We start from the raw sequence: 15,546 nt of genomic DNA on the forward strand, positions 1-15,546 counted from the left end.
CTGTTGGAATGGCTATACTGTTTTTGCCTTCTGTGGAACGGAATGAACAAAAAATGCGAACGTCCTTATCTTGCGTTCGCAAAGTGACTTTTTAAGGGCTGACTATATAATTCCCAAATGATTTCTACCGCCGTTCAAAGAGGCGATTGGATTTATGCATATGACGAAAGAAATTGCCAATGCGCATCCATTTTTGGAGAACAACTGATGGGATTCACTTCTACGACAGTAAGCGTTAAACACGGAAGTTGGATTTACGTGTATGATGAAAAAGGGAGTCAAATGTCTAGTCATTACTGTGGATAATTCCAACAGCAAAAATGGAGAGCCTCGTTCTCAAAATAGCGAGGTCTTCATTTATCCATCATGCTTACCGAAAGCGCACGCGCCTACCGACCAGATCAAAGAATTTTTTCGTTTTGGACAGCAAAACCGATCCCGATTTTGACACGCTCCCGCGCCGCACCCCAGAAGTCGTCGCCGTATCCGACAAGTCTTGAAATTCAAACCAATCCACATTCACATAGCTGCCGGTAATCTGCATTTTTAGCACGTGCGTTCCTGCGCTCAAATCAAGCGTTCCCGCATCGACAGCTTTATAAACATTCCACGTTGAATCTGTCTTCGGGATTTTCACCGTATCAGTGACAGCGATATCATCGACAAAGAACATCACGCTCGACGATTCGGAACCGCTAGCCGCATTCAATGTTAGCCGATATTTTCCGGCTTTGGAAACATCCATGGTGTATTCCATCCATTCTCCGGCATTTGTGTAACCTACTGCATATTCTCCCGCCTCGGAGAGCTCTACAATATCCACGCCGTCATTGCGATAGGCTCCGCCCTTATTTTCGGAATCCGTGTCGTAATAAGAAGAATTTCCTGCGCCCGAACCGGGAATGTCGTAATTTTCCGCTTCGATTTTACCCGGAATTTTTGCCAGAGCACCGCCAAAAGGCGTTTGCGGTTCAATAATCTGCGGGCCTACACCGACGAGAGTCACGATGCAATCTTTGTTAGAAGCTCCCGAACTCATTGTGATTGTCACTCTGCCATTTTCCGCTTTCACTTCGCCTTCGTATTTCGCATTTTTCGCTTCGCTGGTCGTGTAAATATGGAAGGATTCGATATTTGCATTTGGAACATTCACCGTAACCGTTTTTTCGTTTCTATAGTCCCGATTCACGAGAACGACGATAGTACTATCCCCGCCAGCACTCTTGTATGCGGAAGCGTAGAGATTCGGTTCCGGATTTGCCGTAGCGCCTACACGAACCGCTCCAGGGCGTATAAAACGAGCAAACTGAGAAAGAACATAACCCCGTTTAGAAACTTTACCAATTTCATTGGAAGGAATGGACAGTTTGTTGCCAAAATCCTTTTCCATAATCAGCCCATAACAACGCCGGATGTACCACCAAGTGTACTGACTGAAATTGCCGATGACAAGACCGCGGTGAATCTCATAGCCGACATCCATTGCGCGCACCGTATCCAATTTATTTTCATTCGCCTGGTCACCTGTTTTCATTACGACGCGCCAATAATTTCCACTTCCCTGGCTTTCCGTATAATGCTCCGTCATCCAGCGTTCCACTTTTTTCGTATCGGCCAAGGAATAGGCGAAAAAATCATCCTCCGTATTCGCTTCGCTGCCATAGAAATGCGCTCCGAGAATATCGATATTTTTTAGCGCAGCGTCGTCTTCCAGAATTTGATTGTAAAGACTCTTACTATAAGCAAAAGATTCCGCGGAAATCACTTTGGTTCCGTTCTTGCGCAACTGATCCGCATAATTTTTCGTGAATTTATACAGATTATCGGCAGTCCAGCAGGTCCAGGAATCGCACCAGTCCGGTTCGTTTTGAATGCTTATCGCGTATAAAGGAACTCCCTGATTTTTCATATAATCGCTAAAACTGTTCAAATGATTGACATAGGCCTGCCAGTCGCTTTCAACAATCTGTGTCGTATTGTAAACGGTTCCCCACCGATTAAGAGTGTACGGCGTTTGCATAGACGAAGGCGGTTTCCACGGAGTCGCATAAACAATCGCACCGCGTTCTTTGGCTAATTTTGCCGCCGTCAATTCTTTTCCAAAATCACTGGAGTTTTCATTGACGGGAATGCGCAACACGGTAAGTCCCAGCTGCCCTTCTCCGCTGCCAAACGCCAGATTTGCATCGTTTTCATTAAGCCCAGCCCCGCCTTGCCACGTATTATGAACCATGCCGCCAAAACCGCGAATCACCTGATGTTCTTCATCAAGATTCACATTTACCGTTGCAGCGTTTGACAAGCCAAAGCACAACCCCATAAAGCCAAATAAAATCCGAATTTTCATTTTTAAGCTCCTATTCCGCAAGGCGAACGCGTTTGACAAAGCCGTTGCTTTTTCCTCGAATCAAATACACGCCGGAACGTTTTAAGCTATAGCGCACTTCATTCAGCACATCCCTTGCCGAAGAGCGAATTTCCATTAAGCGATTGCCGTTCAGATCAAACACATCGAACATCGTTTCTGCACTGTTTCCTTCAAAATTCAAAGCCGACGCGATTCCCATCGTCCCTTCAGAAAATTCAAAATAATCCAGATTCACATAGCTTCCAGTAATCAATACTTTTAAAACGTGCGTTCCAGAATCCAAAGCGATTTCGCCGACATTTACCTTGTTATAGACGCTCCAAGTTTCATCGGTCAAAGGAATTTTCACCGTATCAGTGACAGCGATATCATCGACAAAAAACATCACGCTCGACGATTCGGAACCGCTAGCAGCATTCAATGTTAGCCGATATTTTCCTGCTTTGGAAACATCTATGGTGTATTCCATCCATTCTCCGGCAATCGTGTATCCCACAGCCATACCGCTACCGCCAAGCACAATGTCCACGCCTTCCGATGTACGAAAATCCGCATCGCCTTGATTCGCTTTTTCGTTGTCTTGATAAGCTTTCGCACCGCCCTCGTCATAATTTTCCGCTTCGATTTTGCCCGGAATTTTTGCGGCGATCCCGCCGAACGGAGCTTGCGGAATTTCAACAGAAGCGTCCGCAGTGAAACTCCATTCCAAAATCCCCATCGTCGAATCCGCAGCTCCTTTGAACACTAAAAAAAGCTCGTCCACAACTCCCGAAAGTCCACTCACTTCGCATTCGTTTTCCGCATAAGTCTGCCAAGAACCGGTTTGTTCGAGTTCGCAGCTTCCCGCCAGAGTCCCCGTTGCAGAACCCGTGCGCACTTCAATTTTATTTCCCGAAGAGACGCTTGCCGCCGTCGCTACAAACTTTTTCGCCCCATCGCCAAAATCCACGCCACTCACGCGAATCCAGGATTCTTTAGAAGCATAAGGAGTCAGAACGTGCGAAACCGGAGTTCCACGCGTCCAATCGGTACGGCTACGGATATTTCTCTGTTTGGAACTCGTCAAAGCCGGATACGTCCGATAGGGATCAAAATTTTCAATTTGCTTCGGTCCTTCATTTGTAAACACTAGCTTGTTCATTTCATCCCCATTCCAAGTCAATTCGTCAATACTCACGCTCCGGTGATACGCCGGCTCGGGATTCGCCACCCCCAAAGACGCCGGATGTTCTGCTGCCTGGACCAGACGCCTGTCATGATAAACCGCATACCACTTGCCTTTAAATTCCGCAATACCGTGATGGTTATTATTATGCGCATTGATATTTTGCCCGTTGATATTCGGATTGTCCAGCACGATGCCCTTGTATGTATAAGGTCCCATCGGATTATTCGATGTTCCGTAAGCAATTCGCAAATCGGCGGTGCTATAGGACAGATAATAAATGCCGTTCCTTTTATGGATATACGACGCTTCCATCGCCCGCGGGCCAGCAATCTTCAATTGCGTCTTGGAATTCACATCGAAACCGCTCAAGTCTCCATTCAACTTGTAGATATTGAAAATGTTGTTGTCTCCATCGGCAGCGGGACGCGTCGTATTATTCCCGCCGCCAAAAGTAAAGTATCCCTGGCCGTCGTCATCAAAGAAAATCGCCGGATCAAAGCACCAAGCGATGCCGTCGCAATCCGCAAGGCCGCCGCCCCAGTTGTTGATAAGTTTCTTGTTTCCCGGAATCGGATTCGTATAAGGTCCATTGATATTTTCAGAACCGACCAGCCCGACACCGCCTCCACCGCCATCCGGATAAACGATATAGAACTTGCCATTTTTCACCGCAATGCCCGAAGCCCAAATGTCATTGATATTGTCGTATTCGCGCTTCGCTTCGAAAATAATGCCGTAATCCGTCCAATTTTTCATATCACGGCTGCCAAATGCGTAAAGCGATTTAATCGTATAGCCATCGGAACCCGCAGGGTCGTCACTGTCCGTCAAAATGTAAAACATGCTATCCGTCGCCGTGCACGCCGGATCCGCCAAATAATGATAATTGGAAATCGGATTATCCGCAAGCGCGACTCCCACAAAAGCCGCCACACAAAACGCCGTCCGGCATTCTTTCCAAACATTCCTAGACATAGGGACTCCTTTAAAAGCACTCACGCTAAAATTATTTCAGAAATGCCAAAGGAAAAATTGCAAACATTCATTCTTTGTGGACATTTTATCCACGGGAAACCTGTGCGCAAAATCTTGCCGCAGCAATCCAAAAATCTTTTTAGGGCGCATCCCGGCGGTAAAACGCAGCCAGAAAAAATCACTGCCGCCGGGACCGGGCCGTCGCGGTAATCGCGCGTTTTCCGTTCGCAAAGCTCACCGCGCGCTCCCCGTCCAGCCGCGCCACGGGCGCGTCCGTCCCCATCCGGGATCCGTCCCTTGCGCGAATTCAAAATTTTCCTTTGCTAACCTACTTTCCGCGAATCCGCACAAAATGCGTTTCGCTTCCCACCCGAACCCAATAATTTCCCGCAGTCGGGATTTCCACTTTCACGCTGCCCAAGACTTTTCCCCGCGCCAAAACCTGCCCCAAGGCATTCAGTACAAAATATCTTTCGGAAGCAGCGGAACTTATCCAGACAAAAGAATTTTCGGCAATGACATCCACTTTGTTTCGGAAATCTGGAAAAGGCAAAGCGGTACTCGCCACGGTATAAGGCACAAAGAACGCAGAATCCAAATTTTCGACATGAATTTTCACCAGATAATTTCCCGCATCCAATTGGCAATATTCGTTTTCCATAAAAATATCATTGGCGCATCCTGGAATGAAAGCCCCCCAAACACACGCCTTCTGCAAACCCAACAATTCTTCCGGTTTCACCAGCTCGGAATCTGCAGAAAAAATGGAATAATAGACTGGAGATGGCGAAAAATTGATATGCGAGCATCCCGGATTAAAATCCGATTTTAAACAGTTGTATTGCAAAGTACAAACTTGCCGTGCGTCGTTTTCATAGACGATGCCTTGCCCCACCAGATATTCTCCATTCGGCAAACAATCGTAATTCAAATCGGGGACAATGTAAATAGAATCTTTTTCACCGCGGCCACCCAGTGGCCATAATTGCGTACTGCCAAGAGCGTAACCATTTTTCCCAATCGGCGCTTTTTGCAGCGTATCGCTTTTCTTGTACAAATAAAACCACGCAGGGCGATATTCTTCCTTTGAAAAATGAATCCGAAACCACCCAGCAAACCCAGAATCGTCCGGAACCAGTTCCCAGGCATCCCGCGAGTCTTTCGCATCCACCATCACGGGCGTTTCTTCTACCCAATCCCTGTAATCGGGCACCAGGACAAAAACCGTCAAATCGCTTTTAAAAGAACCAAGATAGCTTCGCAGGCGGATATCGCTCGTATAAAATCCATACGCGTCTTCATCGGGGCGCATCTCCTCTTCGGGAATAAAAGAAATCACCCCTTCCCGGCTATCTTCAAACAAACTCTTCAGCGGAATTTGCACGGCAATTTCAGAAGGAAATCCTTGTGCGCCAATCGGTTCCGAAAAGAGCGAACCTCTATCCCGATAAATCAAAATGGAATCCGGCAAAGAATCTTCGTCCCATGAATAGCGAAACCAATGGAGAGTATCCCCGAGCATTTCCTTGAAAGATTGCTTATCGCCATTTTCGACAATTATCGGCGAAGAATTAAACCAGCTCTTTGTATCCGGCGGCAAAAAGAAAAATGTTTTTTCCGCTGAAAAAGCAATCGATACGAAAAGTAAAATCGGAAAAATTTTCAGCATTAAATCGACCTCCATACATAAATCAAAGGCTTTACCGGATTAAAATCAACTCGGAAAATTTTAGCATATTGATGAACAACAATATCTTTCGCAAGGATTCTTCCATAATAAACCTTTTTATTTTGTCCAACAACAACTTTCGAAAGTGGAGCAAATAATGTTCCCGCAAAATCACCTTCAATAAACGTAGTCCCAGAATTTAGCAGATTTAGTTTAAAACCACGAGCTACAATGCCATGATAATTTGAATTTTCAACACTTTCATCAAATTCACCTTGCCATTTTAATTTTCCACCAAGATTTAATATCGTTTCTTCACCTGGTTTTAAAAATTTAATTTTAGAATCCGCTTCTATTTGTAACATACCTTTTACAAACATTTCTCCCGGCGAAAAAACTATTGTCGCTCCACTTTCAATTTTTAGCGTATCATAAGCCATTCCATCCGACAAATAAAAAATTTCACCGGACGTAACTACTTTTTTGGACAAATAAGTTTTCTGCAAATCTTTTGGAGATTCAAATAAATAATTCAAATTCCAATCTGTATTTTTTTTTGTTTCTATTTTTCCTCGAATTTCAGCAAATTTTTGACGTTCAAGTAAATTTTCAATATCAACATTCAAACCTGTATACAAATTCAAATTTCCCATAACAACGGATCCACTTCGCATTCTTACGATACCATTAGAATAATTTTTCAAATAAGCATCCACATTACCAACATAAGAGCGCGCTCCTAACGATACCACTACAGGATTTACCGAATAGCTAAAAATTTTCTTTCCCGAAGATACTATGTTGCAATAATTTGTGTCCTCTAGTTCAGAATTGAAACACTTAACTCCATCATTAAGGACTAAATGATCTCTAGCAAATAGTGTATATTCCGCCGGGACATCTGCCAAGAATTCAGATGTTTCTGCTTTTAGTCCAAGCCCATCCAAAAGTCCATCACCATTATCATCAGGATCTAATTCAGCTCGAATTCCATTTTTATTTTTATCTGATACATAATTAAGTTTATACGCTTTTCCACAATTTGAACAAGGCGCGACAGGATTATAGGCGTAAGAATAAATCTCTTTTTTATCATCAATTCCATCATCGTCGGAATCAGACTTAAAGGGATCTGTTTTGAAACGAACCTCTTCATCAAAATTAACAATACCGTCGCCATCTGAATCATAATGCACACGATAATCGGACATTCGTACTGATTCAGGAATTTTTTCCATTAAATAATAAAATTCAATAGGCTTATTTGTCCATGCAGAATTTGATTTCACTCCATTATTGTCGCCAAACGCATAAAGAAAACCATAATTATTCTCATCGCCAGCATAACCATAAATAATCATTATATGTTCATGCACTCCAACATAAATCAATTTGCCTGCATCTATTTCTTTTTTTACCGTTTGGTAAGAAGGCGAACCTTCATATCGAATTACTTCATCTGTATTTAACGCAAATTTTAAAGCCCTGTCAGCAGCTTCCGAAGTCGCCCCATTATTTACAAATGGAGAAATTAGCGGATCCGAATCATTAAATTGAGTAGCAAAGACTATTTCATCTTGCGTAATATTTCCACCATAAAAATGATTCATAAGTTCCGCAGCAACTGCCCAACACCTTCTATCTTCCAAAGAATCCATCCATAAAGAATCTACATGAGAAACATCCCATCCCTGTTCTTTTAATTTATGGAAATAGCCTAAATTCAATAATCGTGTATCTTTTCTCGCCTTAATAGTTTCAACAGGAAGTTCTTTCCAAATACGTGTATCTATCCCTTGCGATATAAGATGCGTCGTTACAAAATCATACTCAACAATTTCACCCTCTTCCGAATAAGCGACACCATTTTCATCCATTTGCATTCCTGAATATACTTTCCACGAATAAACTCCATCAGAAAGTGCTAAATTTATTTGCGTATTTTTTGTGATTATGTTACCGATTGTATTTTTCAATGAGTCTTGAATAATAACCTTATATTCAACAGCATTATGTACGGGCATCCATCTAAATTGCACAGAATCATTTTCTGTCAATCGTCTAACAATAGGTTTGTTCATTGTCACTTTTATCGGATTTGGAAAAGACTTCGTAGAACTCGAACTATCTCTATCAGAATAAGGAGTCCAAAATTTCATACAGAATTTTCTATCACTAGGCAACGAAAGATACCGATAAAAAACATTTTGCCTTATTTGCATTCCATCAATCGTATCTGTTGTAGCCTCCGCAAGGAAATCGAAAACATCTTGCCATACGCCATGCTTTACAGCCTCTTCAGCATGAACCCCAATTGTCCCCCACGCAAGATACGAAACCCATACAGAATCTTGCTTTAAGAGAACCTCACCGACATTTCCATCAAAAAAACTAGAATTAACAATGGTCTTTTCTTTTTGCAAACAATCTTCAGCATTTTGGCAAATGCGCACAATCTCCCCTTCCTTCAAATAAATCGAATCCAAAAGAAGCTCATTTCCTTGGAAATTCCACAAAGAAAATCCCTTCATAAGCATATCGAAATCCCCATCATTTTTAATATCAATCCAAGCGTTTCCTTTCGGCTGAATCCCTACTATTTTAAATTGAGCTTGGGGTTCTATAAAAGCCGATTCCGAATCACCATATATCAGATCATTGTTCACAAATACCAAAATTTTTTCATTTTGTGAGAAATCAGATACTTTTAAATAACTGGGGTCTTTTAATTTTTTTAAAGAACTCCAATCTTGATAGTGTAATCCTATACTAAAGCCCCCTTTATCCGGAAAAATTTCAGAAGCAATTGAGTCTATTCCTATTTCAACAAAACCGATACTATCATTTAAAGACTTCTGTATTACCTTTGCTCCTGCAATATAACTAGGTTCAACAACAATCGTTTTGCCGACTTCGTTATAAAAGAAATATCGAATTTTTACATTTCGAAGCACAATTGAGGTGTCTTTGTAAACAATAAGACGAAGTCCGAGCATCGATTCATTATTAACCTGCTCATCCTTAAATTCAACTTTTAAAGGCGATGCAATCGAAACAACAACCGCAAAGAGTATTAAAAATTTTATCATAACATTCCTATTTGTTAATTTCTTTGCAAAGATAGTATTCAAATTTTATTTTAGCAAACAAAAAAGCACATTCTACATTTTTTTTACAAAAGTACGCTTCAAATTTCGCAAATATAAAAATCTATTGCTTTTTATAACATAAAAATTTTCCGCACTTATTCTACAAAGCGAAACGCCGTCGAATCCACTCCGTAAAACACAATGTCGTCCACCCAAAACTCCCCACTCGACCCGCCGAAAATGGAGATGTTGGTGACATGATTTTTTACCGCGTCCCAGCCGATGTTTTCGCCGATGCTGTCCGCTTTAATCAACGTTTCCGGCGTTACCACCAGGCGCGTCCACACGGAATCGATTTCAAAAGACTTCCACGCCTTTCCCGAATCATAAGACACGGAACTGTCCGCAATGACATCAAACGAGAAATAAATTTTGCCTTCGATATTTCCGCGAATCCAGAAAGTGACCGAGTCGATTTCGCTCAAATCGGTTTCCCCAATATGACGTCCCATCAATGCCCAACTCAAAGCAGAATCGTTCTGATTGGCAAAATGCGCGACAAGTCCCGAACGTCCCAATCCCGCGGAATCCGTTTCTAAATGCGCCGTCGCATACAGCGAATTCGAAACATACCAACCCGCCGTACTATCTTCAAAATCTTCAAACAAATAGGAACGGAGCTGTACGGACGTGTCTTTTTCTGGCAAATCGGGGTCTTCCCAAAAGAGATCTTCATTTTCCTTTTGAATTTTCACCGGTTCAGCAATTAGAACTTCATCTTCGTAAACCGCCACAATTTCAAAATTTCCCTGCGGCACCTGAGGAAATGAAAAATGTCCCAGCGAATCCACAAGAGCCCAATAATGAGTGCCTCGGATTTTTATGAACACAGGAGATTTTTCCGTTTGAATGAAACCGGAAAGGGTTGCCGGTTCTTCTAAAACAACCGGGACGGAAATCGCCGAATCCGAAATCGCTTCGGGAATTGTGAAACGAGTCGCTCCGAGCAGCAAATCCGCACCATCGCCATCGCGAGCTTCGACAATATAATCGCCCGCCCCTATGGAATCCAGCCGAACCACGCCAGAGCCATCGGTTTCCATGCCAAGCGCATTGTCAAACGAGTCGTATTCCCCCAATGCAGAGTCCAAATACAAATACGGCAGATAATTTTGTTCCCGAATAGAGACGACGCTTTGCGCCAACGGGATTCCATCCGCATTGGTCACCACAATTTTCGCTACGGAATTCTCCGTTTCAAACGTAGATCCCGCGGATTCATTTGTTGAACACGCCGCCAAGATTTCCATCCCAGCAGCCACCAAAAGCATCCTCATCCGACGTATCATTTTTTCCTCGCCCACGCGACCGGATAAAACGCCATGGAAAGCTGCATTACCCGATCTGGATTCTGTATAGGATCTACTCTTTTTTGGACGAGTCGGCGAAATTCTTTTACCATATCGCCAATATCTTCAAAGCCTTCTTGATCGACAGAGAGTGTGAGCGTCGATATATTGCGTTTTTCGGCAGGGATATTTTCCAGCGCATCGCTTGCCAACCGAAGAGCCTGCTTTTGAAAATTTCGAACCGCTTGCGCTTTTTCCGGGCCACCTACAGTCAAATGCGTTTCTGTCAGCGCCAATTTTCCCGAAGCCAGTTTTTTGACAAGCCCCACTTCCTTTAAAATTTCTATCGCTTCCTGCGCTTGTTCTTCAGTAATCGGCGGGCACATGTCCCGAGCAATCTGCTTGGTGTTCACAACTCCGCCATTTAATTCCAAATAAGCGCGGACCGCTGGAATCCACCAATTTTCAAGCAATTTCAGTTCCGCAACCTGCAAGCTGTGCCGTTCGACATCGCCAAGAGCCAAAGCCTTCGCCATGAGTTCAGCTTTTTGGGAAGAATCCTTGGAGACCGCCGCCGCATAGAGCAAATCAAAATACTCCGCAGAGCGCCCAGAAAGTCCGAGCATTTCCTTGGCCGTGCGCAACGCATGAGCCGGCAAATGGTGCTTTTTTTGCAACACCCGAAAGAGATAACTGGAATCCAGCCCTAGCTTTTCGCCCATCATTCGATAGGAGTAAAATGGCATTTCCTTTTTACGACGCTCGTAAAAAGCTTTAAGAAAATCTCGATAGTCCGTGATGTCAGCCGATAAAATCATCTTTTACAAGATACATTTTGGATATTGGGCTGCATTTTTCCAAGTACAAGTCCCATGGACAAATTGTCCAAACGTGAGCGCAGACACAGCCAGAACCGGATTAATTTTCCATCGACATCCGAAGCAACGCCGAAGCGATTTCTTCCATTCTCGGCAAAGCCGAGTCTTTGGAAAATCCCTGAGGAAGCCTGCGAAAACCGACATTCCGGATTTGTTCGTACAATTTTCGAATGGCTTCGTTTGCCGGAACATTTTCCGCGTTTTGCAATAAATTCAGCAAGAAAAGTCCCAAGCCGCTCAATTTCGCCGTTTCCGCTTTGGGGAAAATCGCCCGCAAATCCGCCCGAACATAGCCGATACTCAATTCCGACCCGCGAAGGCGCACTTTCACCTGCCGTTCAAAGGCATTTCGGGTTTTGATGCCGGGAAGCAATGCTTCGGACAGCTGCGGAAGCTTTCTGCTCTCAAAATTTCCAAATGGAGGCAACTTTTGCAGTGGGCACTGCTCCGGCGACCGAGCCGCGATTTCCTTTGCTTTAACCGTTTCGCAAAACGGTTCGTAATTTTTCATCACCAGAACCGTATCGGCGACTTTTAAATAATCCCCGCACGCCCCGACAACCAGCACCATATTGACGCCCAGCGATTTCAATTCGGCTATTCTGTCCGAAAGAGGAATCAGAGGTTCGTCCTTTTCTCCGACCAGTTCCCGCATCCGGGAATCCCGAATCAAGAAATTCACCGCCGAAGCATCTTCGTCGATATACAAAGTGCGAGTTCCAAATTCCAAAGCTTCCATGACGTTTGCCGCCTCGCTGGTGCTGCCCGAAGCCGACGACGTTTCAAAAGATTCCGTCGAAACGCCAAAGGGAAGTTCCCGCACAAAAGGCGCAATCCGAGTTCCCTTGACAAGGCGTCCGGGTTCCGCCGCAATGCGCACCGCAGACGGATCCGAAATGACCCATTCCCGACCATCCCCCAAAATATGCGGCACGACCGCGCTTTCCAGTGCCGAAAGAAGCGTCGATTTCCCATGATAAGCACCGCCGGCAATGACCGTTATCCCTTTCGGAATCGCCATCCCCGAGATTTGTTTTCCACAAACTTCAAAGGTTTGCAGCAATTCCTTCGGAGATTGAAAAGGAATCGCTCCTTTTTTTGGCAAATCGCTTGTTCCCGATTCTCGGGGCAGAACCGCTCCGTTCGGCACAAACGCGACAAAGCCCCGCATTTGCATTTCGAGCAAAAGGGCTTCCCGCACTTCCAACGACTCGATGCAATCCAGAGCTTTCTTTTTTTCCGTTTCCGCATTCAAATACAGAGCCATCAGCAAATCGGGAATTAACGACGTCAAAAGCTCCATCGCCGCCGGGACATCAATCTGGCGTTTTTCCCCTGGAAGATCGACCGAAAGAACCACTTCGACCATCGCCTTTCCCGCATTTTCCGAAGGCCCGCCGACCCAGAGCGCATTCCGGACAAGGACTTCTTCTCCCGGAACAAGAACGCTCACCGGGAATTTTCCTTCGCTCTCTTCTGCACGCGACGCGATTTCCGACGCCAATTTTCGCAGCAAAAAATCCGCCAAAGCCAGACGCTTTACCGGAAAATTTCCCCATTCCACGGGAATTCCCAAAAGGTCTAGAGGTGCGCTGAATTTAAGACGGGACGCGGGCGCAAACGGATCCCCCTGCACATGAATAAATTCCAATGTAAAATCGCCAAACGGCCAGGATTTTCCTCCAAGACTTTTATACAAGCCGTAATTTTTGCCGTTAAAAGAGCGCAATTTTTGATAAAGTTCTTTCATTTGAGGAAAAATACAATTTATAAGGGGATTTTTACATCCGGCGTTCCCGCCAAAAGCCTTTTTCTTTATATCTTAAAGAGGATTTCAAGGAGCTATAAATGAAATTCATCTCTAAACTGTTCGCTTTTAGCGCTGTAACCCTTTCTTTCTGTGCTTCTGCGGCTTTTGCCGAAGAGCCACCTCCCCGTGATCAAGCCGCAACGGTGACCATTCTCACGGAACCTCCCAACAGCGAAGTCTATCTGGGCGGTGAACTGCTGGGAAAAAGTCCCATCGAGAACCGTTCCGTCAAATCCGGACGCCAGACCCTGATTGTCGTGGATCAAGGCTATGAGCTGGTCAATCAGCGCGTCAATATCTGGCCGGGATCCGACAAGCGCAACAATTTCAATTTTGGCACAGTGATTCCCAAAGGCCACGTTGAAGTGACCACCATTCCGGGCAAGTGCATTATTTATGTGGATGGCGACAATGCGGACCGCACGGACGGCGCACCGCTCACCGTAAACAACCTGGACGCCGGCGACCACATGATTCGCGCGGAATGCAACAACGGACGCATGGCGGAACAGATGGTGAAAATCGAAGGCGAAAAAACGGCCAAGGTCACTCTCGACGCCAGAAAAGGCAAACGCTATTAATCGCAGCCCAAAGTTCTTTTCCTCCGCTTTTAAAAGCAGAAAGTTCGCTTTCTGCTTTTTTTATCAGAACAACTCGAGGCTACGCCTTGAGCTTACCCCATTTATTTAGCGTTTCAATTCTACGCACAAAAAAAGACGGAAAAAAATCCGTCTTTTTCGAGGCAACGCTCAGACTCGAACTGAGGAATGAGGCTTTTGCAGAGCCGTCCCTTACCAACTTGGGTACGTCGCCTAGTGCTTCCAATTATAGGAAATAATTTTAAATTTCCAAGGTTCCCATGGCACTTCTTCCCTTAAAAAAACGTTTTTTTTGCAAAATAGCGGAATTGTGGCTCCGTTCTCTGCGAATTTCCTTTGAAAACGCCGACTCAACCATTTCTTCGGGCATTATCGCATTATGGCACCGAGATTTATTCGCCGCGACCGCGGGCTTCCATCACCGGGGGATCGCCGCCTTCATTTCACCCAGCGCAGACGGGGACGTTCTCGCCCAAATCGCCAAAGACCTGGGATACCAAGTCATCCGCGGTTCCAGCAATGAAAAATCTCTCGCCATCCGGAAAATTCTGCCGCTTTTGAAAAAAGGAACCCTTTGCGCCATGGCGCTTGACGGGCCACAAGGCCCTGCCGAAATCGAAAAGCCCGGAACCCGGTGGCTTGCCAACAAAGCGGGTGTTCCCGTCTGGAAGGTGCGGATTCATTACGGGGCTCACATTTCCCTTTCTAGTTGGGACAAGGCGGTCATTCCGCTGCCTTTGTCAAAATTGACAATTTCTTTAAGCTATCTTTAGTTTTGTTTATTCTCGGAGACTAGCATGATATACCCCTCGTTTGTCGCATTTGACCTCGAAACCACTGGACTTGTTGATAAAAAAGACGAAATCATTGAAATCGGTGCGGTAAAATTTACTGTCCGCGACGACAACGGCACGATTCGCCCCAAACAAGTCGCCACATTCCAAACGCTGGTCAAACCGCCGATGATGATTCCCGATGAAGCGACAAAAATCAACCACATCACAAACGCCATGGTGGAAAACGCTCCCGCCATCAAAGACGTGCTGAAAAAATTCACCGTGTTCTGCGGGCAGAGTTCCATTCTCGTGGCCCACAACGCGAGCTTTGACGCCGGATTCCTGCACGTCGCCTACACCAAGAACCCGCAGCTCTTGCCGGGAAATCCGATTGTGGACAGTCTCAAAGTTGCCCGTTCCATTCTTCCGGAACTGAAGACGCACAAACTCGGAGATCTTGCGCACATGTTTCAACGGATTAAAGGACAAATCAGCCTTTCCATCAACAACGACGAAATGCACCGCGCGGTATATGATTGCGAAATGCTGATGGAAGTCTTCATCGCCCTTCTGCGGCGCCGACTCCGCAAAGAAGACTGGGATATTTCCCGCATTCTTCCGGCAATCATCAAAAACGGTTCGGAACCCGCCTACCTGACTAAAATGAAGTGATCATTTCAGGGAGACTGGTAGTATTCGTCATTGCGTACTCGCCAAGGAGAAAAACAGTCTCATTTGAAAGCGACTGTCACCCCGAACCCCGGAGGGGTTACGACACTTGTCAATTTATTGACTTAGTGGAGTTATCCTCTATGTGGATATACGACACTTGGTAACTTTGTTACCTTAGTGGAGTTATACTCGA

At 45.0% G+C, this 15,546-nt stretch carries 10 protein-coding genes and 1 tRNA gene; 3 read left to right on the forward strand and 8 right to left on the reverse strand.

Annotated elements, in window-relative coordinates; genetic code table 11:
• Positions 1-370 precede the first annotated feature (370 nt).
• The 7 genes from B5D40_RS06095 to B5D40_RS06125 form a co-directional block, all read right to left on the reverse strand.
• Positions 371-2,347, reverse strand: a complete 1,977-nt coding sequence (locus B5D40_RS06095; protein WP_078776207.1) for a carbohydrate-binding protein — start codon at positions 2,345-2,347, stop codon at positions 371-373.
• Between the two features lie 10 nt (positions 2,348-2,357).
• A complete protein-coding gene (locus B5D40_RS06100) occupies positions 2,358-4,511 on the reverse strand; it encodes a family 43 glycosylhydrolase (RefSeq protein ID WP_078776208.1) in 2,154 nt (717 codons plus the stop codon).
• Positions 4,512-4,839: 328 nt separating this feature from the next.
• Positions 4,840-6,180 (reverse strand): hypothetical protein, encoded by a 1,341-nt coding sequence (locus B5D40_RS06105; protein ID WP_143394468.1) that lies wholly within the window; start codon positions 6,178-6,180, stop codon positions 4,840-4,842.
• Positions 6,180-9,269, reverse strand: a complete 3,090-nt coding sequence (locus B5D40_RS06110) for a hypothetical protein (protein WP_078776210.1) — start codon at positions 9,267-9,269, stop codon at positions 6,180-6,182. The genes B5D40_RS06105 and B5D40_RS06110 overlap by 1 nt, the downstream gene beginning before the upstream one ends.
• A gap of 155 nt (positions 9,270-9,424) precedes the next feature.
• The gene (locus tag B5D40_RS06115; protein WP_143394469.1) at positions 9,425-10,618 is read right to left on the reverse strand and encodes a CIA30 family protein; all 1,194 of its coding nucleotides are present in this window, start codon (positions 10,616-10,618) and stop codon (positions 9,425-9,427) included.
• Positions 10,615-11,436, reverse strand: a complete 822-nt coding sequence (locus B5D40_RS06120; RefSeq protein WP_078776212.1) for a DUF4423 domain-containing protein — start codon at positions 11,434-11,436, stop codon at positions 10,615-10,617. Before B5D40_RS06120 ends, B5D40_RS06115 begins: the two co-directional genes overlap by 4 nt.
• A gap of 100 nt (positions 11,437-11,536) precedes the next feature.
• The gene (locus B5D40_RS06125) at positions 11,537-13,246 is read right to left on the reverse strand and encodes an ABC-ATPase domain-containing protein (RefSeq protein WP_078776213.1); all 1,710 of its coding nucleotides are present in this window, start codon (positions 13,244-13,246) and stop codon (positions 11,537-11,539) included.
• A 98-nt stretch (positions 13,247-13,344) separates the two neighbouring features.
• On the opposite strand from B5D40_RS06125, the gene B5D40_RS06130 reads away from it, so the two are divergent.
• A complete protein-coding gene (locus B5D40_RS06130; RefSeq protein WP_233126446.1) occupies positions 13,345-13,887 on the forward strand; it encodes a PEGA domain-containing protein in 543 nt (180 codons plus the stop codon).
• Positions 13,888-14,046: 159 nt separating this feature from the next.
• On the opposite strand, the gene B5D40_RS06135 is transcribed toward B5D40_RS06130, so the two are convergent.
• Positions 14,047-14,119: transfer RNA gene (locus tag B5D40_RS06135), tRNA-Cys, on the reverse strand.
• 46 nt (positions 14,120-14,165) lie between these two features.
• Here B5D40_RS06135 and B5D40_RS06140 point away from each other — a divergent pair.
• Positions 14,166-14,678, forward strand: coding sequence for a DUF374 domain-containing protein (locus B5D40_RS06140; RefSeq protein WP_078776214.1), 513 nt, complete (start codon positions 14,166-14,168; stop codon positions 14,676-14,678).
• 24 nt (positions 14,679-14,702) lie between these two features.
• Positions 14,703-15,353 carry a 3'-5' exonuclease gene (locus tag B5D40_RS06145; protein WP_073303962.1) on the forward strand — a complete coding sequence of 217 codons (651 nt, stop codon included), beginning with the start codon at positions 14,703-14,705 and terminating at the stop codon, positions 15,351-15,353.
• The last annotated feature ends 193 nt before the right edge of the window (positions 15,354-15,546 follow it).

This window comes from Fibrobacter intestinalis (assembly GCF_900167415.1).
Taxonomy (GTDB): Bacteria; Fibrobacterota; Fibrobacteria; order Fibrobacterales; family Fibrobacteraceae; genus Hallerella; species Hallerella intestinalis.